This window comes from Nitratireductor mangrovi (assembly GCF_007922615.2).
Classification (GTDB): Bacteria; Pseudomonadota; Alphaproteobacteria; order Rhizobiales; family Rhizobiaceae; genus Mangrovimarina; species Mangrovimarina mangrovi.
The window spans coordinates 3,332,390-3,348,854 of record NZ_CP042301.2 but is presented as its reverse complement, the minus strand read 5'-3'; the positions used below and the strand labels follow the sequence as shown (position 1 = coordinate 3,348,854).

Genomic DNA, 16,465 nt, shown 5'->3' with positions numbered 1-16,465 from the left:
CCATGCTCAGGGATTGAGCTTCTCGGGCGGGATGCGCACGCTCATTTCGCCCTTGTTCGGCTCGACGAAGGTCACCAGCGCAAACATGGCTCCATAGACGATGCCGGCGATGATGCCGATGGTGACCAAGAACCTGAAAAGGGTGGGCATCCGCCTCCGATTTCCCCAATAGCCTGTCCGCCCCACCCTCTTATGCGTTGGCGACTGGGCGAATTCAACCCCGCCGGGCGATGGCGCGCGTGCTTGACGGAACCTCTGTTTTCATGTGCATACGCCGGGCGAAGGAACTTTTTTATGACCGCCTCGAGGAACGCCGCCGCCACAAGACTGCGCGAATTGATCGGCGGGCGGGCGATTGTCTTTGTCGGTCTGATGGGGGCGGGCAAGACGGCGATCGGGCGCAAGGTTGCCCAGATGCTGGAAATCCCCTTCATCGACAGCGACCACGAGATCGAGACCGTTTCCCGCATGTCGGTGCCTGAGCTCTTCGAAAGCTATGGCGAGCCGGAGTTCCGCTCGCTGGAGCGGCGGGTCATCGCCAGGCTTCTGGAGGAGGGCGGCCGCGTCATTTCCACCGGCGGCGGCGCGTTCACCAACGAGGAGACGCGCGGTGCGGTCAAGCGCGGCGGGGTCTCGGTCTGGCTCAAGGCCGACCTCGACGTGCTCATGGAGCGCGTCATGAAGAACCGGCATCGGCCGCTGCTCCAGAACGCCGATCCGCGTGCCGTCATGCAGCGGCTGATGCGCGAGCGCTACCCGCTTTACGCGGAGGCCGACATCGTCGTGGCCTCCCGCGACGAGCCGAAGGAGGTGATCGCCGACGAGGCGCTTGCCGCCATTGCCGCCTATCTGGAAAACGAACGTTTGGGAGCTGGCTGATGGACGCAACGGCGGCGGAGGGCACGGTGCGTGTCGAGGTCGACCTTGCCGGGCGCTCCTACGACATCCTGATCGGCGACGGCCTGATTGCGTCCTGCGGCAGCGAGATCGCCCGGCGCATGCCGAGCGTGCGCTGCGCCATCGTCACCGACAGCAACGTGGCCGCGGCGCATCTCGCCACGCTGGTCGAGAGCCTCGAACGGGCCGGGATCGAAAGCGCCACGATTACGCTCGACCCGGGCGAGAAGACCAAGAGCTTCGCCGCGCTGGAGGCCGTGGTCGACGGTGTGCTCGGCGCCCGGCTGGAACGTGGCGACCTGGTCATTGCCCTCGGCGGTGGCGTCATAGGCGACCTTGCCGGCTTCGCTGCTGGCATCGTGCGGCGCGGCATGGGTTTCGTGCAGGTGCCGACATCGCTGCTGGCCCAGGTCGATTCCTCGGTCGGCGGCAAGACCGGCATCAACACGGCGCGCGGCAAGAACCTCGTCGGCCTCTTCCATCAGCCGCGGCTGGTGGTGGCCGACACCGCCGCGCTCGACACGCTGCCGCCGCGCGAATTCCGCGCCGGTTATGCCGAGGTGGTCAAATACGGCCTGATCGACCGGCCCGACTTCTTCGCCTGGCTGGAAAAGGACTGGCGCGCCGTCTTCACCGGCGGCCCGGCCCGGCAGCGCGCGATCGCGGAGTCCTGCCGTGCCAAGGCGGAGATCGTGGCCCGCGACGAGCTTGAGACCGGCGAGCGGGCGCTGCTCAATCTCGGCCATACCTTCGGGCACGCGCTCGAGGCGGCGACCGGTTACGACGGCGCGCGGCTCGTCCATGGCGAGGGCGTGGCCGTCGGTATGGCGCTGGCGCACCGCTTCTCGGTGCGGCTCAACCAGTGCAGCGCCGACGATGCGGCGCGGGTCGAGGCACATCTGGGCGAGGTCGGACTGCCGGTGAGGATGGCCGACATTCCGGGCAGCCTGCCTGGCGCGGAGCAACTGCTTTCCTATATAGCCCAGGACAAGAAGGTCTTGCGCGGCGCACTCACCTTCATCCTTACCCGGGGTATCGGGCGCTCCTACATCGCCAGGGACGTGCCGGCCTCCGAGGTGCTTTCCTTCATCCAGGAGAACCTTCCGGAATGACGAGCGAATTGTGGGTGACAGGCGGGGTCATCCTTTTCCTGATCATGCTGTCCTTCCTGTTCTCGGGCAGCGAGACCGGCATGACGGCGGCGTCGCGGGCTAGGCTGCATTCGCTGGCGGCCGGCGGCGACCGGCGCGCGGCCATGGTCGAGAAGCTGATCGAGCGCAAGGACCGCCTTGTCGGCGCACTGCTGATCGGCAACAATCTGGTCAACATCCTCGCCTCGGCGCTCGCCACCAGCCTGCTCCTGACGCTGTTTGGCGAGGCGGGCGTGGTCTACGCCACGCTGGCGATGACCGTCATCCTGGTCATCTTCTCCGAAATCCTGCCCAAGTCGCTGGCGCTTTTCCGTCCGGAACAATTCGCGCTCATCGTCTCGCCCTTCGCGCGCGCCGTCGTTTTCGTGTTCGGGCCGGTCTCCTCGGTCGCCAACTGGATCGTGCGCGGCATCCTGAGCCTTTTCGGCATCAATCTCGGCCGCGACGCGCCGATGGTGTCCGCGCATGAGGAACTGCGCGGCACCGTCGAGGTGCTGCATCGCGAGGGCGCCTTCATCAAGCAGGAGCGCGACCGGGTCGGCGGCCTGCTCGACCTTGCCGAGCTCGAGGTTTCCGACGTGATGATCCACCGCACCGCGATGCGACTGGTCAATGCCGACGATCCGGCCGAGCAGGTGGTGCGCGAAATCCTGCAGAGCCCCTATACGCGCATGCCGGTCTATCGCAATTCCACCGACAACATCGTCGGCGTGGTGCATTCCAAGGACCTGTTGCGGGCGCTGCACGACGTCGACAACGAGCCGCGCCGCATCGACATCACCAAGGTCGCCAGCAAGCCGTGGTTCGTGCCCGACACCACCACGCTGCACGACCAGTTGAACGCCTTCCTGCGCAAGAAGGCGCATGTGGCGATCGTCGTCGACGAATATGGCGAGGTCGAGGGCCTGGTCACGCTCGAGGACATCATCGAGGAGATCGTCGGCGAGATCGCCGACGAGCACGATGTCGACATGCAGGGCGTCAAGCAGGAAGCCGACGGCTCGATCGTCGTCGACGGCTCGGTGCCGATCCGCGATCTCAACCGCGCGCTCGACTGGAACCTGCCCGACGAGGAGGCGACGACGATCGCCGGCCTCGTCATTCACGAGGCGCAGACCATCCCGGAGGAAAAGCAGGCCTTCACCTTCCACGGCAAGCGCTTCGTCGTCATGAAGCGCGACCGCAACAGGATCATGCGGCTGAGGATACGCGACGCCGGCCAGTAGCGTCCGGTCGCTGCCGCATCGCGGTCAGCGCCGTGTCTTTTCGCCCGGAGCCGTCGGTTCGATCGCCAGTGCGTGAAGGCCGGCGCGCAGTTGGTCGGCCAGCGCCTCGTTGACTGCGCGGTGGCGCTCGACCCGGCTCATGCCGGCAAAGGCTGCCGACACGATGCGGACGCGGAAATGGGTTTCGCCGGTGCCGTCGAAAGTTTCCTCGCGGCCGTGCTCGACATGATGATGGCCGGCGTGGAGATGGCTTTCGTTGATGACGTCAAGGCTTTCGGGCGCGAAGCGCTCGCGCAGCTTGGCTTCGATCGCGGTCTGGATGCTCATTGCAGGGTCTCTCCTGGGTGGCCGCCAATCGCGCCGTGCTTTTCGCACGACAATGGCCAAATCACCCGCCTACGGGGATCGAAGCTCAAATGTCAATTCTTGTATCCGGGTGCGAAGCACCCATAATCGGGGGCGCATGAAGCTGGATTCGAAATATTTCGACAGGATTCGCGTGCGGCCCGACCCGGACGCGGAGCTGAAGTCGCGCGCGCCGCGCTGCCAGTGGGACGGCTGTGCCGAGGCCGGCCTCCACCGGGCGCCGGTCGGGCGCATGCGCGAGGGCGAATATTTCCGCTTCTGCCTCGACCATGTGCGCCAGTACAACAAGGGCTACAACTACTTTTCCGGCTTGGCCGACACCGAGATCGCGCGCTTCCAGAAGGAGGCGCTGACCGGCCACCGCCCGACCTGGGCCATGGGCGGCAATTCGCAGGCGCGTTCCAGCCCGGATTTCGCCGACAAGCGCTCCGGCCGCGCCGGCTACTACAAGCGCGTGCGCGACCCGTTCAACCTGTTCGGAGACGCCGAGGCGCCGCCGCGGCCGCGCCAGCGCAAGGTCAAGCCGCTGGAGGCCAGGGCACTCGAAACGCTGGGCCTCGACCAGAATGCGGCTGGCGCCGACATAAAGGCGCGCTATAAGGAACTTGTGAAGCGCCACCATCCGGATGCGAATGGCGGCGACCGGGGTTCGGAAGACCGGTTCCGCGACGTGATCCAGGCCTACCGGGTGCTCAAACAATCCGGTTTCTGTTGAGGCCGAGGTCTGGTAAGCACTGCCCCCGAATTTGTAGGTAACGGACGGCGACGCCCTCGCGACTGCGGCGCGCTGGAGGCATGATGAACAAGATCGACCGCGATATCGCCAATCTCCCTGACACCACCGTCTCGGTGAAGGACACCTTCGGGTTCGATTCCGACATGGTGGTGCCGGCCTATTCGGTGGCCGACCCGCACGTGCCGGACATCGATCCGGACTATCTGTTCGACCACGACACCACGCTCGCCATCCTCGCAGGCTTCGCCTTCAACCGCCGCGTGATGATTTCCGGCTATCACGGGACCGGCAAGTCGACCCATATCGAGCAGGTCGCCGCCCGGCTCAACTGGCCCTGCGTGCGCGTCAATCTCGACAGCCATGTCAGCCGCATCGACCTCGTCGGCAAGGACGCCATCGTGGTCAAGGAAGGCAAGCAGGTCACCGAGTTCCGCGACGGCATCCTGCCCTGGGCCTACCAGCACAATGTCGCGCTTTGTTTCGACGAATATGATGCCGGCCGCCCCGACGTCATGTTCGTCATCCAGCGCGTGCTGGAATCGTCCGGCCGGCTGACCCTGCTCGACCAGAGCCGCGTCATCCGCCCGCATCCGGCCTTCCGCCTCTTCGCCACCGCCAACACGGTCGGCCTGGGCGACACCACCGGGCTCTATCACGGCACCCAGCAGATCAACCAGGCGCAGATGGACCGCTGGTCGATCGTCACCACGCTCAACTACCTGCCGCACGACAACGAGGTCGACATCGTGCTGGCCAAGGCCAAGCACTACCGCAACGACAAGGGCCGCGACATCGTCAACAAGATGGTGCGGGTCGCCGACATGACGCGCTCGGCCTTCATGAACGGCGACCTCGCCACCGTGATGAGCCCGCGCACCGTCATCACCTGGGCCGAGAACGCCGAGATCTTCGGCAATGTCGGCCACGCCTTCCGGCTCACCTTCCTCAACAAGTGCGACGAGCTCGAACGCGCCCTGGTGGCCGAGTTCTACCAGCGCGCCTTCGGCGAGGAACTGAAGGAATCGGCGGCCAACGTGGTCCTGGGCTGACGCGGCAAGCGATGGCGGGTCCGGGCGACAACCAGCGCGGCGGCAAGCCGAGGACGGCAAGCGAGGCGGAAGCCTTCAAGCGCGCCGTCTCGGTGTGCATGCGCGCGATCGCCGGCGACAACGAGCTCGAAGTCTCCTTCGCCAAGGACAAGCCGGCGCTGACCGGCGAGCGGGCCAGGCTGCCGGAGCTTTCCAAGCGGCCGACGGCCAACGACGTCTCGGTGACCCGCGGGCTCGGCGATTCCATGGCCTTGCGCCGCGCCTGCCACGACCGCGGCGTCCACACCCGGCTGGCCCCCGACGGCAAGCAGGCGCGCGCCGTGTTCGACGCCGTCGAGCAGGCGCGGGTCGAGGCGATCGGCGCCCGCGCCATGACCGGCGTCGCCGACAATCTCGCCGTCATGCTGGAGGACAAGTACCTCAAGGCCAACCTCGCCGCCGTCACCGAGATCGCCGACGCCCCCGTCGAGGAAGCGATTGCGCTGCTGGTGCGCGAAAAGCTCACCGGCAGCGCCATTCCGCAGAGCGGCCGCAAGCTGGTCGATCTCTGGCGCGGCTGGGTCGAGGACAAGGCCGGCGGCGACATCGCCCGGCTGGCCGAAAACATCGAGGACCAGAACGCCTTCGCCCGCACCGTGCGCGACATGCTGGTCTCCATGGACATGGCCGAGGAACTCGGCGACGAGGAGCAGTCGCAGGAGAGCGAGGACAGCGACGACCAGCCCGAGGGCGAGGACCAGAGCGAGGAGGGCACCGAACAGGAGCAGGGCAGCGACGATTCGCAGGCCGACGATTCCGAAGCCTCCGACGACGAGCAGGACAGCGGCGAGAGCGAATCGACCGACGCCACCGCCGAGGACGTCTCGGAAGAGGATTCCGACGACGCCGAGACGCCGGGCGAGGCCAAGCGGCCGGACCTGCCCTTCACCCAGCTGCCGCCCGATTTCGACTACAAGGTCTTCACCGGCGGCTTCGACGAGACCGTCGGCGCCGACGAATTGTGCGACGAGGAGGAGCTCGAGCGCCTGCGCGCCTTCCTCGACAAGCAGCTCGCCAACCTGCAGGGCGTCGTCGGCCGGCTCGCCAACCGGCTGCAGCGGCGGCTGATGGCGCAGCAGAACCGCTCCTGGGATTTCGACCTCGAGGAGGGCTATCTCGACACCGCGCGGCTCACCCGTGTGGTCATCGACCCCATGCAGCCGCTCTCCTTCAAGCAGGAGCGCGACACCAATTTCCGCGATACCGTCGTCACCCTGCTCCTCGACAATTCCGGCTCCATGCGCGGCCGCCCGATCACGGTCGCGGCCACCTGCGCCGACATCCTGGCGCGCACGCTCGAGCGCTGCGGCGTCTCGGTCGAGATCCTCGGCTTCACCACGCGGGCGTGGAAGGGCGGCCAGGCGCGCGAGAAATGGCTCAAGGACGGCAAGCCCGCCAATCCCGGCCGCCTCAACGATCTCAGGCACATCATCTACAAGTCGGCCGACGCGCCGTGGCGGCGGGCGCGGCGCAATCTCGGCCTGATGATGCGCGAGGGGCTGCTCAAGGAAAACATCGACGGCGAGGCGCTTCTGTGGGCGCACAACCGCCTGATCGGCCGCCGCGAACAGCGCCGCATCCTGATGATGATCTCCGACGGCGCCCCGGTCGACGATTCCACCCTGTCGGTCAATCCCGGCAACTATCTCGAACGCCATCTGCGCGCCGTCATCGAGATGATCGAGATGCGCTCGCCGGTCGAGCTGATCGCCATCGGCATTGGCCATGACGTGACGCGTTATTACCGCCGCGCCGTCACCATCGTCGACGCCGAGGAACTGGCCGGCGCCATGACCGAGCAGCTCGCCTCGCTGTTCGAGGAAGAGACCGGCCAGGGCGAACGCCGTTCCGCGCGGCCGATGCGCCGGGCGAGCTGACGCGGGTGGCCGGGCGGCGCCTTTTCCTTCTCGCCTGCGGGCTTGCCGCCGCATTCCTTGCGCCGCCGCCGGCGGCACGCGCCGAGCCGGCCAAGGTCGAGAAATTCGCTGTCAGCGCGCGGCCGATCCGCAATTTCCAGCTCGGCTCGACCGAAAGCCGTTTCGGGCCGCTGGAGTTCGTCGGCGGGCTCGAGCTCAATTCCGGCTCGTGGGATTTCGGCGCGCTCTCCGGTTTCCGCTTCCTCGACCCGGGTTCGCGTTTCGTCGGCGTCACCGACACCGGATTCTGGTACTTCGGCGCCATCGAGCGTGATGCCGAAGGCCGGCCCTCCGGCGTTGCCGATTTTTCCATGCAGCAGATGGTCGACGGCAATGGCGATATCATCGGCGAGAAATGGACCACCGACGCCGAGGGCCTCGCGGTCCGCGACGGCATCGCCACGGTCGGCTTCGAGCGCGCGCACCGGCTGTCGGAGTTCCGGCTGACGCCCGACGACATGAAGGGCCCGCTGCGCGATCTCGACTTCGTCGTGCCGGCCTACGAACTGCGCCGCAACCGCGGTTTCGAGACCGTCGTCCACAGTCCCGCCGACAGCGCCCATGCCGGGGCCCGCATCGTCGTCTCCGAAAAGAGCCTCGACAAGAAGGGCGACATTTTCGGCGCCGTCATCGAGGGTCCGACGAAGGGCATCTTCACCGTGGCGCGCAGCGACGGGTTCGACATCACCGACGGCGCCTTCCTGCCCGGCGGCGATCTCCTCCTGCTCGAACGCAGCTATTCGGTCGCCAGGGGGGTGGCGATCCGGCTCAAGCGCATTGCCGGCGACGCCATCCGCAAGGGCAATCGCGCCGACGGCGCGGTGCTCTTGGAAGCCAATATGGGCTACCAGATCGACAACATGGAAGGCCTCGACGTCTGGCGCCGCGCCGACGGCGCCACCATGGTGTCGCTGATTTCCGACGACAACCACTCCATCCTGCAGCGCAATCTCTACCTGGAATTCCGCCTGCACGGGGATTGATGGTGGGCGATCCTCCCCCGTTTACGGGGGGTGAGGACGCGGTCGCCGAAGGTGATCGATCGACAACGATTTGTCGATCTAAGCGACGAACGCCCGGAGCCGAAGCGGAGGGCCGGGACCACGAAGTGGTGGAGGGGGGCGCAAGGACCAGCCATTTCCTTCGCAGGGCGTGCGCGAAGGAGCGCGAACATCTCCCTCATCCTCCCCTCAAAAGAGGCTCTGCGCGGCCGTAATCTGGGGGTGGCGGTGTGGGCCCCTCACGCGACCTTGCCGCGCAGCGCCGCCAGTTCGCCCTCGAGTTCGGCGATGCGGCCCTTCAGCTGGTCGATCGCCGGCGTGATTTCCTCGATGGTGAAACGCTCGACGATGTGCTGCGGGCAGTTCCAGTCGAAGGCGTCGATATCGACCACGAGCCCGCGCTCCACCACCGCGCCGTAGCCGTCGTCGCTCAGGCTCGCGCGCAGCTCGTCGTCCGCCGTCAGGTCGACGCTGCGCACCCGGCCCAGGAGCTTGAGCCGGGCGCGGTTGGCATAATCCATGAAGAAAAAGGCGGCGCGGGCGTCGTCGGCGAGGTTGCCAACGCTCACATATTGCAGATTGCCGCGATAGTCGGCGAAGCCGAGCCGGCGTTCGGACAGCACCTTGACGAAGCCGCGCGGCCCGCCCCGGTGCTGCAGGTAGGGCCAGCCGCTGGCCGAGATCGTCGCCATGTAGAAGGAATCGCGTGCTGCGATGAAGGCCGCCTCGGGGCCGCCCAGCCGGTCGGCGTCCGCGGGCACGTCCTCGGTGCGGGCATAGGCCCGGCGGCTGCCGGCGGTCTCCTGCACCGATTTCACGGCGGGAGTGAAAAGCTGCTGGCGGTAGCGTGCGGTCATGGCTGCTGGACCTTTCGGGAACGGGCTGGCCCCGCCTCGGCGGCGAGGATGTCGGGAAGTTCGTCGAGGAAGCGGCCGAACGGCCCGGTCGAGCCGATGCCGCGCGACAGCACCAGGCTGCCCTGCATCGTCACGACCGCCCGTTCGGCGCGGGCGCGGGCGTCGGCCTCGCTCGCGCCGGCCGCCCGCGCGACGCCGGCGAACGCCGCGAGCAGCGCCTCGAAGGCCTCGCGGATGGCCTTGCCGAACGGACCGTCCTCGTTGCGCGGCGAGGACAGCATGTTGAGCAGGCAGGCGCGGTGGCCGCCGCGGTAGAAGGTGTCGAGATTTTCGGCCGCCAGCGCGATCCGCTCGCGCGGCGGGCCGTCGCCGGCCAGCGGCGCGAGCACGTTGGCGGCGATCCAGTCGAGCGCCGCCGTCAGCACGTCCTCGGCCATCTGCTTCTTGCCGCCGGGAAAGCGGTGGTAGAGGCTCGCCTTCTTCAGGCCCGAAGCCTCGGCAAGCTGCGCCAGCGAGGCGCCGTCATAACCGACATCGCTGAACACTTTCGCCAGCCTGGCGATGACCTCGTCCTCGTCGATGCTGGGTGGACGGCCCATGCTTTGCTCCTGCTTCCGTCTTCAAATTGACGCCGGGCATTAATTATACCGAACGATCGGTAAAATAAAGGCCGTAACGGAAATGTCATTCGGCGGCCGGTGCGATCTACCCGCCCGTGCGGTGAGAAGCGCAGCTGCGGGCAATGTTCCTTCGGCTGCTGGACAGTCCGCGACCGCTTGCCGACCCAACCTCCCGTTCCTACTCACTATTCGCTATTCACCACTCCCTTTTCATCCACGCCCTATCCACCTTCTCGTATCATCCCGGTCGATCGCCGCGCGGGAAACGGATGCGCACCGAGCCTCCGGGCGGCGTCCGGCGCCGGACCGGCAGCACTACGGTGGTGTTGCTGGGCGATGAGCCCCCAGGTCCGGGCCCCAGGGTGAGGTGCGGGGCCGACAGGGTTCCGGTCGCGAGGCCATCGGCTTTGCGAGTGCTGGTCCACAAGGCCAGCAACGCGCACCTGCACATCCGGGCAAGCACGCCGGGCGGGCGGCCGCGAGGTCGCACACTACTACCAGATGAGCGTCCGGACGGCCGCCCGTCTTCCCCTTGTCAAAAGCCAGACGCGTTTCGCGGGCGTGGCGATGATGGAGCTCGTGCAAAGGAGAGGCGATGCGAGCGCGGACGGCCAATCTCCCCACCTGTGGGGGGCGAGCAGCCGGTTCGCGAAGCGAATCCGTCGTGCCGGTGGCACGATGGAAGGCCGGCGAGCGCCGGGACGCTGCGAATGCAGCGGGGACCCGGCCGGGCGAAGCCGACAGAGGGGGGCGCGAAGGGGCACCGGCCTCTCCGCAAATCCTCACCATGCAGAATCAAGACGACATTGGCCGCCGAGCGCACGGCCGTGAGCGAAAGGAGAAAAGCATGGGCGAAGGAGGGGCGATGCAAGCGCGGCGCGAATCCTCCCCTGTTTACGGGGGAGGGGGACCACGAAGTGGTGGAGGGGGCATGTTCAAAGCGGCCCATCTGCGCCGGCCTCTCTCTCGCCCGGACAGAATTCCAGCCGAGGACGCGCTCACAATGGGGGATGTTATTGCGCCCCCCTCCACCGCCTCCGGCGGTCCGGGCTCTCCGCTTGGGCTTCGGGCGTTCGTCGCTTCGATCGACAAATCGTTGTCGATCGATCGCCTGCGGCTATTGCCTCCTCACCCCCCGCTTCGCCGGGGAGGATAGGCGCGCTCGCGCCCTACGCGCTTTCGCGGCCGAGGCCGTCGGCCGGCTTCAGCAGGCCGAGCAGGGCGCCATAGGGCGCCAGCATCGCCAGACCGACAAGGATCTTGACGCAGAAATCGCCGATGGCCAGCGACACCCACAGCGGCACCGAGGCGCCGAGGAAGGCGACCGGGAAGGCCAGCGAGCCGTCCTGCATGCCGAAGGCGGCGTCGATGAAGCCGAAGGCGCCGGCAAAGGCGATGGCGAAGAAAAGCAGCGTGTCGAGCACCGAGCCGATCAGCGTCGAGACGAAGGGCGCCCGCCACCAGGCCTGGCCGCGCAGCCGGTCGAAGACCTGGATGTCGAGCAGTTGTGCCGCCAGGAACGCCGAGCCGGAAGCAATGGCGATGCGCGGCGTGGCCAGCCACACCGAAAGAAAGACCGCAAGCACGAAGCCGGCCAGCACGACCTTTCGTGCCGCCGCCGGGCCGAAGCGCCGGTTGGTCAGGTCGTTGACAAGGAAGGCGACCGGATAGGTGAAGGCGCCCCAGGTCAGAAGCTCGCCGAGCCCGAAATGGGCGAACGGGAACTGGACCAGATAGTTGGAGGCGGCGACGACGGCGGCCATCGCCAGAACGAAAGGCAGGACGGATCTGGAAAGGGTCATTTTTTTAACCTGGGTGATGGAACCAGTCCGGCGCGTATTGCGGCGCCCGGCAAAGGCGGCTGTCCCCCGCCTCGAAATGGCGAAGGATCAGGCGGTCGCGGTCTCGGCGACCTTCTTGGCGACCTGCTTCTTGAGCAGGCGGGCGCGCGGCGAAAGGTCGGAGGCGTCGGCCTTGAGCAGGAAGGCGTCGAGCCCGCCGCGATGCTCGACCGAACGCAGGGCGCTGGCCGAGACGCGCAGGCGGAACTTGCGCTCCAGCGATTCCGACATCAGCGTCACATTGACGAGATTGGGCAGGAAGCGGCGACGCGTCTTGTTGTTGGCGTGGCTCACATTGTTGCCGTAGAGCACGGCCTTGGCGGTCAGTTCGCAAGCGCGGGACATGGGTTGCTACCTTCGGTTCGATGCCGGCCAAATCGCCCGAGCCGCACCAGGATCATGTGGCGCGCGGGCGTTGCAAGGCGGCCTCTCGGAAAAAGTCGGCGTTCCATAGTGGCATTTGCCGCCAGCGTCAAGCGCCGCCGCCTGCGGCGGGCGGCATTTGCCAAGCATTTACCAGCCCGGCCGGTCGGCCATTCACAGCGCGGTTTGGATATGCTCTTGGAGAAGCGGGGACGGGGACAGTCGCCACCGCTGCAATTCGCGCCCGGAGTCCGTCCCTTGCATGCCCCTTTCCGCCCGCTTCTCGTCCTGATCTCCCTCTTCGCGGCGTGCCTGCCGGCGCGCGCCGAGGCGCTGCATGCCGTGCGCATCGAGCAGGTCGTGACGCTCTCCGACCTCGTCGTCGCACAATCGCACATTTCCTCACTGGTCGGCCGCGACACGTTCGAGATCGAGGGGCGGCTGAGGAGCGAGCCGCTGGCCAGGCTCTTCGAGCGCGCGAGGGGCACTGTCGTCTCGCGCGGCCGTTTCGAACGCGGCACGGCAAGGCCGGATGCCTATCTGGCCGACCTCGCCTCGGGCGCCGAGCGCCGCCAGACCAGAATCACCTTCGGCGACGGCCGCGTCTACAGGCTCGACAACCAGCCGGAGTCCGGGGCGAAGCCGGCCGACTGGGTTGCCGTCGGCGGCTCGGATCTGGTCGGCGTGGTCGACCCGATCGCCGCGACGCTGGTCAGGGCGGGCGATGCGCGCGACGTCTGCCGCCGCACCATCGGCATCTTCGACGGCGTGCTGCGCGCCGATCTGCGCCTGTCGCCGGCCGGCCGCGGCCGGCTTTCGGCAAGGGGCTATGACGGCGACACGGTCGTCTGCAAGGCGCGGCTGGTGCCGGTCTCCGGCTACCGGGCCGGCAGCGAAACGCTGCGCTATTTCAGCGACGAAAGCGAAATCAGGATCGCCTTCGCCCCGATCGGCCGGTCCGGGGTCTATGCTCCGGTCGAGGCGTCGGCGACGACGACCGTCGGCACCCTCACGCTCGAAACCCGCCGCTTCGAAATCCTCGACTGACGCCGCCGGCGCAACGAAGCCGAATCCGCTCGCGGGTGGTCGCGCGATGGCCGGTGAGGGAGTTCCAGCCGAAACCTGTAGCGCAACCATGGCGCCGGCGCACATGTCGGTGTATGGGCGATACCGCCGGGCAGGGAGCCGCGGCGATGGAGGGACTTGATGGCGCGGGCGACGCTGATCGGCTTTTCGGCGGTGGTGATGTGGGCGCTGCTGGCGCTTTTCACCGACGCGTCGGGCCGGGTCCCGCCCTTCCAGCTTTCGGCGATGGCTTTCACCATCGGCGCCGCCCTCGGTTTCGTGGCCAGGCTTGCGGGCGCATCGCCGGCCTCGCAGGCGCCGATCCCGCCGCTTGCCTGGGTGGTTGGCATCGCCGGCCTGTTTGGCTACCACTTCTTCTACTTTTCGGCGCTGCGCAACGCGCCCGCCGTCGAGGCGAGCCTGATTGCCTATCTGTGGCCGCTTCTGATCGTGCTCGGCTCGGCGATGCTGCCCGGCGAACGACTCGGCTGGCATCATGTCGTGGGCGCGCTGATGGGGCTTGCCGGCGCGGCGCTGATCGTCACGCGCGGCGTGGGATTCGCCTTCGAGAGCCGCTACGCCTTCGGCTACGGCATGGCGGTGCTGTGCGCGTTCACCTGGTCCTCCTATTCGCTGATGTCGCGACGCTTCCCGGCAGTTGCGACCAGCATCGTCACCTGGTTCTGCCTCGCAACCGCCGTGCTGTCGCTCGCCTGCCACCTGCTGCTTGAAGAGACAGTCTGGCCTTCGGGCTGGCTGCAATGGGCTGCCGTCGCCGGTCTCGGGCTGATGCCGGTCGGCGGCGCTTTCTATGCCTGGGACCATGGCGTCAAGCGCGGCAACATCCAGGTGCTGGGGGCCGCGAGCTACGCCGCGCCGCTGCTTTCGACCCTGGTCCTGATCGCCTTCGGCTTTGCCGAGCCGACACTCAACATCCTCGCCGCTTGCCTGCTGATCACGGCGGGTGCGGCTCTTGCGGCAAAGAACATGATCTGGCGCCGCAAGGCGCCGGCCGTGGCGGTCGAGCCATGATGCCGTTTCCGGGCGGCCTTGCAGCGACAGCGAACGGGACGCTGCTGCTCTCGCTCGTCGCAGCATTTCTCTACCTGTTCATGGTCGCCGGTGCGCCGTCCTGGCGCCGCACCGTGGCCAAGACCGCCGCGGTCGCGCTGCTGGCGGTACTGGCCGCGGCCGAGGGCGGGCCATGGTTGCTGATTGTCGCGCTGGCGCTGAGTGCGGCGGGCGACGCCTTCCTCGCCCAGGACGGTGAAAGGCCTTTCCTGGCCGGGCTGGCGAGCTTTCTCGCAGCGCATCTCGCCTATGCTGCGCTGTTCCTCTCGGCCGGCAGCCTTGCGCTGCTTTTCGGCACCCCGTTGCGGCTTGCTGCCGGTGCCCTCATGGTCCTGTTTGCTGTCGGCATGTTCCACCGCCTTCGCCCGGCCCTGCCTGCGACGATGACCATGCCGGTCGTGGCCTATGTCGCCGCGATCCTCGCCATGGGGCTCAGCGCGCTCGGCCTGCCGGCGCCGGCGGTGATCGCCGGTGCGGTCCTGTTCATGGCTTCCGATGCCATCCTGGCCGTCGAGACCTTCCTGCTTTCCCGGGAGTCGCCTGAGCTTGTCTGGACACGCCCGGCGGTCTGGGTGCTCTATTATGCCGCGCAGGTCACCATCACGCTCGGCGTGCTCTTGGCGTGATGCGTCAGAAGATGTCCTTGCGCTTGCGGATCTCGGCAAACACGGCCTCGTCGCTCGCATCCTCCATGCCGAGATTGCGCCGGATGACCGGGTCGTGCGCGCGCAGGAACGGATTGGTCGCCATTTCGAGCATCATCGTTGTCGGCAAGGTCGGCTTGCCGTCGGCGCGCAGTTTCACGATCTCCGCCGCGCGCTCCTTCAGCGCCGAATTGGTCGGGTCGACGGAAAGCGCGAAGCGGGCATTGGCCTCGGTATATTCGTGCCCGCAATAGATCGTCGTCTCGAGCGGCAGCGCGGCGAGCTTTGTCAGCGAGGCATGCATGGCTGGCGGCTTGGCCTCGAACAGCCGCCCACAGCCGAGTGCGAACAGCGTATCGCCGGTGAACGCGACATGTGATTGCGGGAAATGATAGCAGACATGGCCTGCGGTGTGCCCGGGCGTGGCGATCACCTCGACCGTCTCGCCACCGAAAGCGAAGCTGTCGCCGTCCTTCACCGTATCGTCGATGCCGGGAATCTTCGCTGCCTCTGCTTCCGGCCCGACGATCTTCAGACCGAACTTTTCCTTCAGCGCCAGATTGCCCTCGACATGATCGCCATGATGATGGGTGACCAGCAGCAGGGTCGGCCTCCAGCCGGTGCGTTCGATTGCCGCGAGGATCGGTGCCGTTTCAGGCGCATCGATCACCGCCGTCTCGCCACTTTGGGGGTCGTGCGCCAGCACGCCGAAATTGTCGCTGCGGCACATGAATTGCTCGATCGCCAGGGTCATTTGGTCTGCTCCTTCGGTGGCGGGACGATAGGCCGCCGCCGGCGTCGTTGTCACCCCCGCCGCGATATTCTTGCGAGGCATCCCTCGCGCGGATACCGTTCGCGCCATGTATCTGGATATTGTCGACCTGCGCGCCTTCTATGCTTCCGTCCTCGGGCGGCTGGCGGAGCGTTCCATCACCATGGCGCTTTCGAGCGTGTGGGCGAAGATCCCCAACGAGCGGCTGATCGGACTTGGCTATGCGGTACCCTGGCTGGAGCGCTTCGGGGCCGACGCCGAGCGGGTGTTCGCCTTCATGCCGGCGGCGCAAGGCGCGGTGGCCTGGCCACCCAACGCTCCGTCGGCAACCGCATTGGTGTTCGACGAGGAACTGCCGCTGTTCGATTCCTCGATCGACCGCATCCTGATGGTCCATTCGCTCGAACATGCCGAGAATCCGCGCGAGACGCTGATGGAGCTGTGGCGGGTGCTGGCGCCGGGCGGCCGGCTGGTGATCGTGGTGCCCAACCGGCGTGGGGTCTGGGCTCGCTTCGAACACACGCCTTTCGGTACCGGTCGACCGTGGTCACGCAGCCAGCTCACGACGCTGTTGCGCGAAACCAACTTCACCCCCGGCCCGTGGAGCGAGGCGCTTTTTTTTCCGCCGTCGCGCAAGCGCTGGATGCTGCGGTTTCACCGGTTGATCGAAAACACCGGCCGGCGCTTGTGGCCGATCTTCTGCGGCGTCCTGATCGTGGAGGCGCAAAAGCGTCTCTATCAGGGCCTGCCGGTGGCCCAGCGTGCTTCGCGCCGCGTTTTCGTGCCCGTGCTTTCGCCGCAAGGCGCCACACGCACCCTGCACGATCCCGAAACCGCGCCCTGAGCGCCTG

The 16,465-nt window shown here is 67.1% G+C and carries 18 protein-coding genes; 11 read left to right on the top strand and 7 right to left on the bottom strand.

The features are described from left to right. Positions 1-6: 6 nt before the first annotated feature. Positions 7-150, bottom strand: a complete 144-nt coding sequence (locus FQ775_RS16300; protein WP_146298449.1) for a histidine kinase — start codon at positions 148-150, stop codon at positions 7-9. A 144-nt stretch (positions 151-294) separates the two neighbouring features. On the opposite strand from FQ775_RS16300, the gene FQ775_RS16295 reads away from it, so the two are divergent. The 3 genes from FQ775_RS16295 to FQ775_RS16285 are packed head-to-tail and all read left to right on the top strand — an operon-like array spanning position 295 to position 3,274. After that, complete coding sequence (locus tag FQ775_RS16295; RefSeq protein ID WP_146298448.1) at positions 295-879, top strand: shikimate kinase; 585 nt, start codon at positions 295-297, stop codon at positions 877-879. After that, positions 879-2,009 (top strand): 3-dehydroquinate synthase, encoded by a 1,131-nt coding sequence (gene aroB, locus FQ775_RS16290; RefSeq protein ID WP_146298447.1) that lies wholly within the window; start codon positions 879-881, stop codon positions 2,007-2,009. Before FQ775_RS16295 ends, aroB begins: the two co-directional genes overlap by 1 nt. Beyond that, positions 2,006-3,274, top strand: a complete 1,269-nt coding sequence (locus FQ775_RS16285; RefSeq protein WP_146298446.1) for an HlyC/CorC family transporter — start codon at positions 2,006-2,008, stop codon at positions 3,272-3,274. The genes aroB and FQ775_RS16285 overlap by 4 nt, the downstream gene beginning before the upstream one ends. A gap of 24 nt (positions 3,275-3,298) precedes the next feature. Here FQ775_RS16285 and FQ775_RS16280 read toward each other — a convergent pair whose 3' ends face one another. Beyond that, a complete protein-coding gene (locus FQ775_RS16280) occupies positions 3,299-3,601 on the bottom strand; it encodes a BolA family protein (protein WP_146298445.1) in 303 nt (100 codons plus the stop codon). Positions 3,602-3,737: 136 nt separating this feature from the next. Here FQ775_RS16280 and FQ775_RS16275 point away from each other — a divergent pair, with 136 nt between their 5' ends. The 4 genes from FQ775_RS16275 to FQ775_RS16260 all read left to right on the top strand — a co-directional run bounded on the left by FQ775_RS16275 (position 3,738) and on the right by FQ775_RS16260 (position 8,363). Next, positions 3,738-4,355 (top strand): J domain-containing protein, encoded by a 618-nt coding sequence (locus FQ775_RS16275; RefSeq protein ID WP_146298444.1) that lies wholly within the window; start codon positions 3,738-3,740, stop codon positions 4,353-4,355. A gap of 83 nt (positions 4,356-4,438) precedes the next feature. Further along, positions 4,439-5,425: a cobaltochelatase subunit CobS gene (cobS, locus tag FQ775_RS16270; protein WP_146298443.1), complete on the top strand. Its 987-nt coding sequence runs from the start codon at positions 4,439-4,441 to the stop codon at positions 5,423-5,425. 11 nt (positions 5,426-5,436) lie between these two features. Then, positions 5,437-7,341 carry a cobaltochelatase subunit CobT gene (cobT, locus tag FQ775_RS16265; protein ID WP_146298442.1) on the top strand — a complete coding sequence of 635 codons (1,905 nt, stop codon included), beginning with the start codon at positions 5,437-5,439 and terminating at the stop codon, positions 7,339-7,341. Positions 7,342-7,346: 5 nt separating this feature from the next. Beyond that, positions 7,347-8,363 carry an esterase-like activity of phytase family protein gene (locus FQ775_RS16260; protein WP_146298441.1) on the top strand — a complete coding sequence of 339 codons (1,017 nt, stop codon included), beginning with the start codon at positions 7,347-7,349 and terminating at the stop codon, positions 8,361-8,363. A gap of 257 nt (positions 8,364-8,620) precedes the next feature. Here the strand turns inward: FQ775_RS16260 and FQ775_RS16255 are convergent, their stop codons facing one another. The 4 genes from FQ775_RS16255 to rpmB all read right to left on the bottom strand — a co-directional run bounded on the left by FQ775_RS16255 (position 8,621) and on the right by rpmB (position 12,044). Next, positions 8,621-9,238 (bottom strand): pyridoxamine 5'-phosphate oxidase family protein, encoded by a 618-nt coding sequence (locus tag FQ775_RS16255; protein ID WP_146298440.1) that lies wholly within the window; start codon positions 9,236-9,238, stop codon positions 8,621-8,623. After that, positions 9,235-9,837, bottom strand: coding sequence for a TetR/AcrR family transcriptional regulator (locus tag FQ775_RS16250; protein ID WP_146298439.1), 603 nt, complete (start codon positions 9,835-9,837; stop codon positions 9,235-9,237). The genes FQ775_RS16255 and FQ775_RS16250 overlap by 4 nt, the downstream gene beginning before the upstream one ends. Positions 9,838-11,027: 1,190 nt before the next feature. After that, positions 11,028-11,660, bottom strand: coding sequence for a queuosine precursor transporter (locus FQ775_RS16245; RefSeq protein WP_146301646.1), 633 nt, complete (start codon positions 11,658-11,660; stop codon positions 11,028-11,030). Between the two features lie 87 nt (positions 11,661-11,747). Further along, positions 11,748-12,044, bottom strand: coding sequence for a 50S ribosomal protein L28 (rpmB, locus tag FQ775_RS16240; RefSeq protein WP_146301645.1), 297 nt, complete (start codon positions 12,042-12,044; stop codon positions 11,748-11,750). 276 nt (positions 12,045-12,320) lie between these two features. On the opposite strand from rpmB, the gene FQ775_RS16235 reads away from it, so the two are divergent. From FQ775_RS16235 to FQ775_RS16225, 3 genes are all read left to right on the top strand, one after another. Next, entirely contained in the window at positions 12,321-13,109 is a 789-nt protein-coding gene (locus FQ775_RS16235) for a DUF3108 domain-containing protein (protein WP_167813018.1), read from the top strand. A 159-nt stretch (positions 13,110-13,268) separates the two neighbouring features. After that, on the top strand, positions 13,269-14,159 hold the full coding sequence (gene yddG, locus FQ775_RS16230; protein WP_146301643.1) for an aromatic amino acid exporter YddG: 891 nt from the start codon (positions 13,269-13,271) through the stop codon (positions 14,157-14,159). Next, on the top strand, positions 14,156-14,824 hold the full coding sequence (locus FQ775_RS16225) for a lysoplasmalogenase family protein (RefSeq protein ID WP_146301642.1): 669 nt from the start codon (positions 14,156-14,158) through the stop codon (positions 14,822-14,824). The genes yddG and FQ775_RS16225 overlap by 4 nt, the downstream gene beginning before the upstream one ends. Before the next feature lie 4 nt (positions 14,825-14,828). Here FQ775_RS16225 and gloB read toward each other — a convergent pair whose 3' ends face one another. After that, positions 14,829-15,596 carry a hydroxyacylglutathione hydrolase gene (gloB, locus tag FQ775_RS16220; protein ID WP_146301641.1) on the bottom strand — a complete coding sequence of 256 codons (768 nt, stop codon included), beginning with the start codon at positions 15,594-15,596 and terminating at the stop codon, positions 14,829-14,831. Positions 15,597-15,702: 106 nt separating this feature from the next. Here gloB and FQ775_RS16215 point away from each other — a divergent pair, with 106 nt between their 5' ends. Next, positions 15,703-16,458: a class I SAM-dependent methyltransferase gene (locus FQ775_RS16215; protein ID WP_146301640.1), complete on the top strand. Its 756-nt coding sequence runs from the start codon at positions 15,703-15,705 to the stop codon at positions 16,456-16,458. Positions 16,459-16,465 lie beyond the last annotated feature (7 nt).

What these genes read in the sequence shown, in the direction of transcription:
- FQ775_RS16285 (WP_146298446.1), top strand. Translation starts at nt 2,006, where the DNA reads ATGACGAGCGAATTGTGGGTGACAGGCGGGGTCATCCTTTTCCTGATC.
- FQ775_RS16250 (WP_146298439.1), bottom strand. Translation starts at nt 9,837, where the DNA reads ATGGGCCGTCCACCCAGCATCGACGAGGACGAGGTCATCGCCAGGCTG.
- yddG (WP_146301643.1), top strand. Translation starts at nt 13,269, where the DNA reads ATGGCGCGGGCGACGCTGATCGGCTTTTCGGCGGTGGTGATGTGGGCG.
- cobS (WP_146298443.1), top strand. Translation starts at nt 4,439, where the DNA reads ATGAACAAGATCGACCGCGATATCGCCAATCTCCCTGACACCACCGTC.
- cobT (WP_146298442.1), top strand. Translation starts at nt 5,437, where the DNA reads ATGGCGGGTCCGGGCGACAACCAGCGCGGCGGCAAGCCGAGGACGGCA.
- FQ775_RS16275 (WP_146298444.1), top strand. Translation starts at nt 3,738, where the DNA reads ATGAAGCTGGATTCGAAATATTTCGACAGGATTCGCGTGCGGCCCGAC.
- FQ775_RS16255 (WP_146298440.1), bottom strand. Translation starts at nt 9,238, where the DNA reads ATGACCGCACGCTACCGCCAGCAGCTTTTCACTCCCGCCGTGAAATCG.
- FQ775_RS16295 (WP_146298448.1), top strand. Translation starts at nt 295, where the DNA reads ATGACCGCCTCGAGGAACGCCGCCGCCACAAGACTGCGCGAATTGATC.
- gloB (WP_146301641.1), bottom strand. Translation starts at nt 15,596, where the DNA reads ATGACCCTGGCGATCGAGCAATTCATGTGCCGCAGCGACAATTTCGGC.
- FQ775_RS16300 (WP_146298449.1), bottom strand. Translation starts at nt 150, where the DNA reads ATGCCCACCCTTTTCAGGTTCTTGGTCACCATCGGCATCATCGCCGGC.
- aroB (WP_146298447.1), top strand. Translation starts at nt 879, where the DNA reads ATGGACGCAACGGCGGCGGAGGGCACGGTGCGTGTCGAGGTCGACCTT.
- FQ775_RS16280 (WP_146298445.1), bottom strand. Translation starts at nt 3,601, where the DNA reads ATGAGCATCCAGACCGCGATCGAAGCCAAGCTGCGCGAGCGCTTCGCG.
- rpmB (WP_146301645.1), bottom strand. Translation starts at nt 12,044, where the DNA reads ATGTCCCGCGCTTGCGAACTGACCGCCAAGGCCGTGCTCTACGGCAAC.
- FQ775_RS16225 (WP_146301642.1), top strand. Translation starts at nt 14,156, where the DNA reads ATGATGCCGTTTCCGGGCGGCCTTGCAGCGACAGCGAACGGGACGCTG.
- FQ775_RS16215 (WP_146301640.1), top strand. Translation starts at nt 15,703, where the DNA reads ATGTATCTGGATATTGTCGACCTGCGCGCCTTCTATGCTTCCGTCCTC.
- FQ775_RS16245 (WP_146301646.1), bottom strand. Translation starts at nt 11,660, where the DNA reads ATGACCCTTTCCAGATCCGTCCTGCCTTTCGTTCTGGCGATGGCCGCC.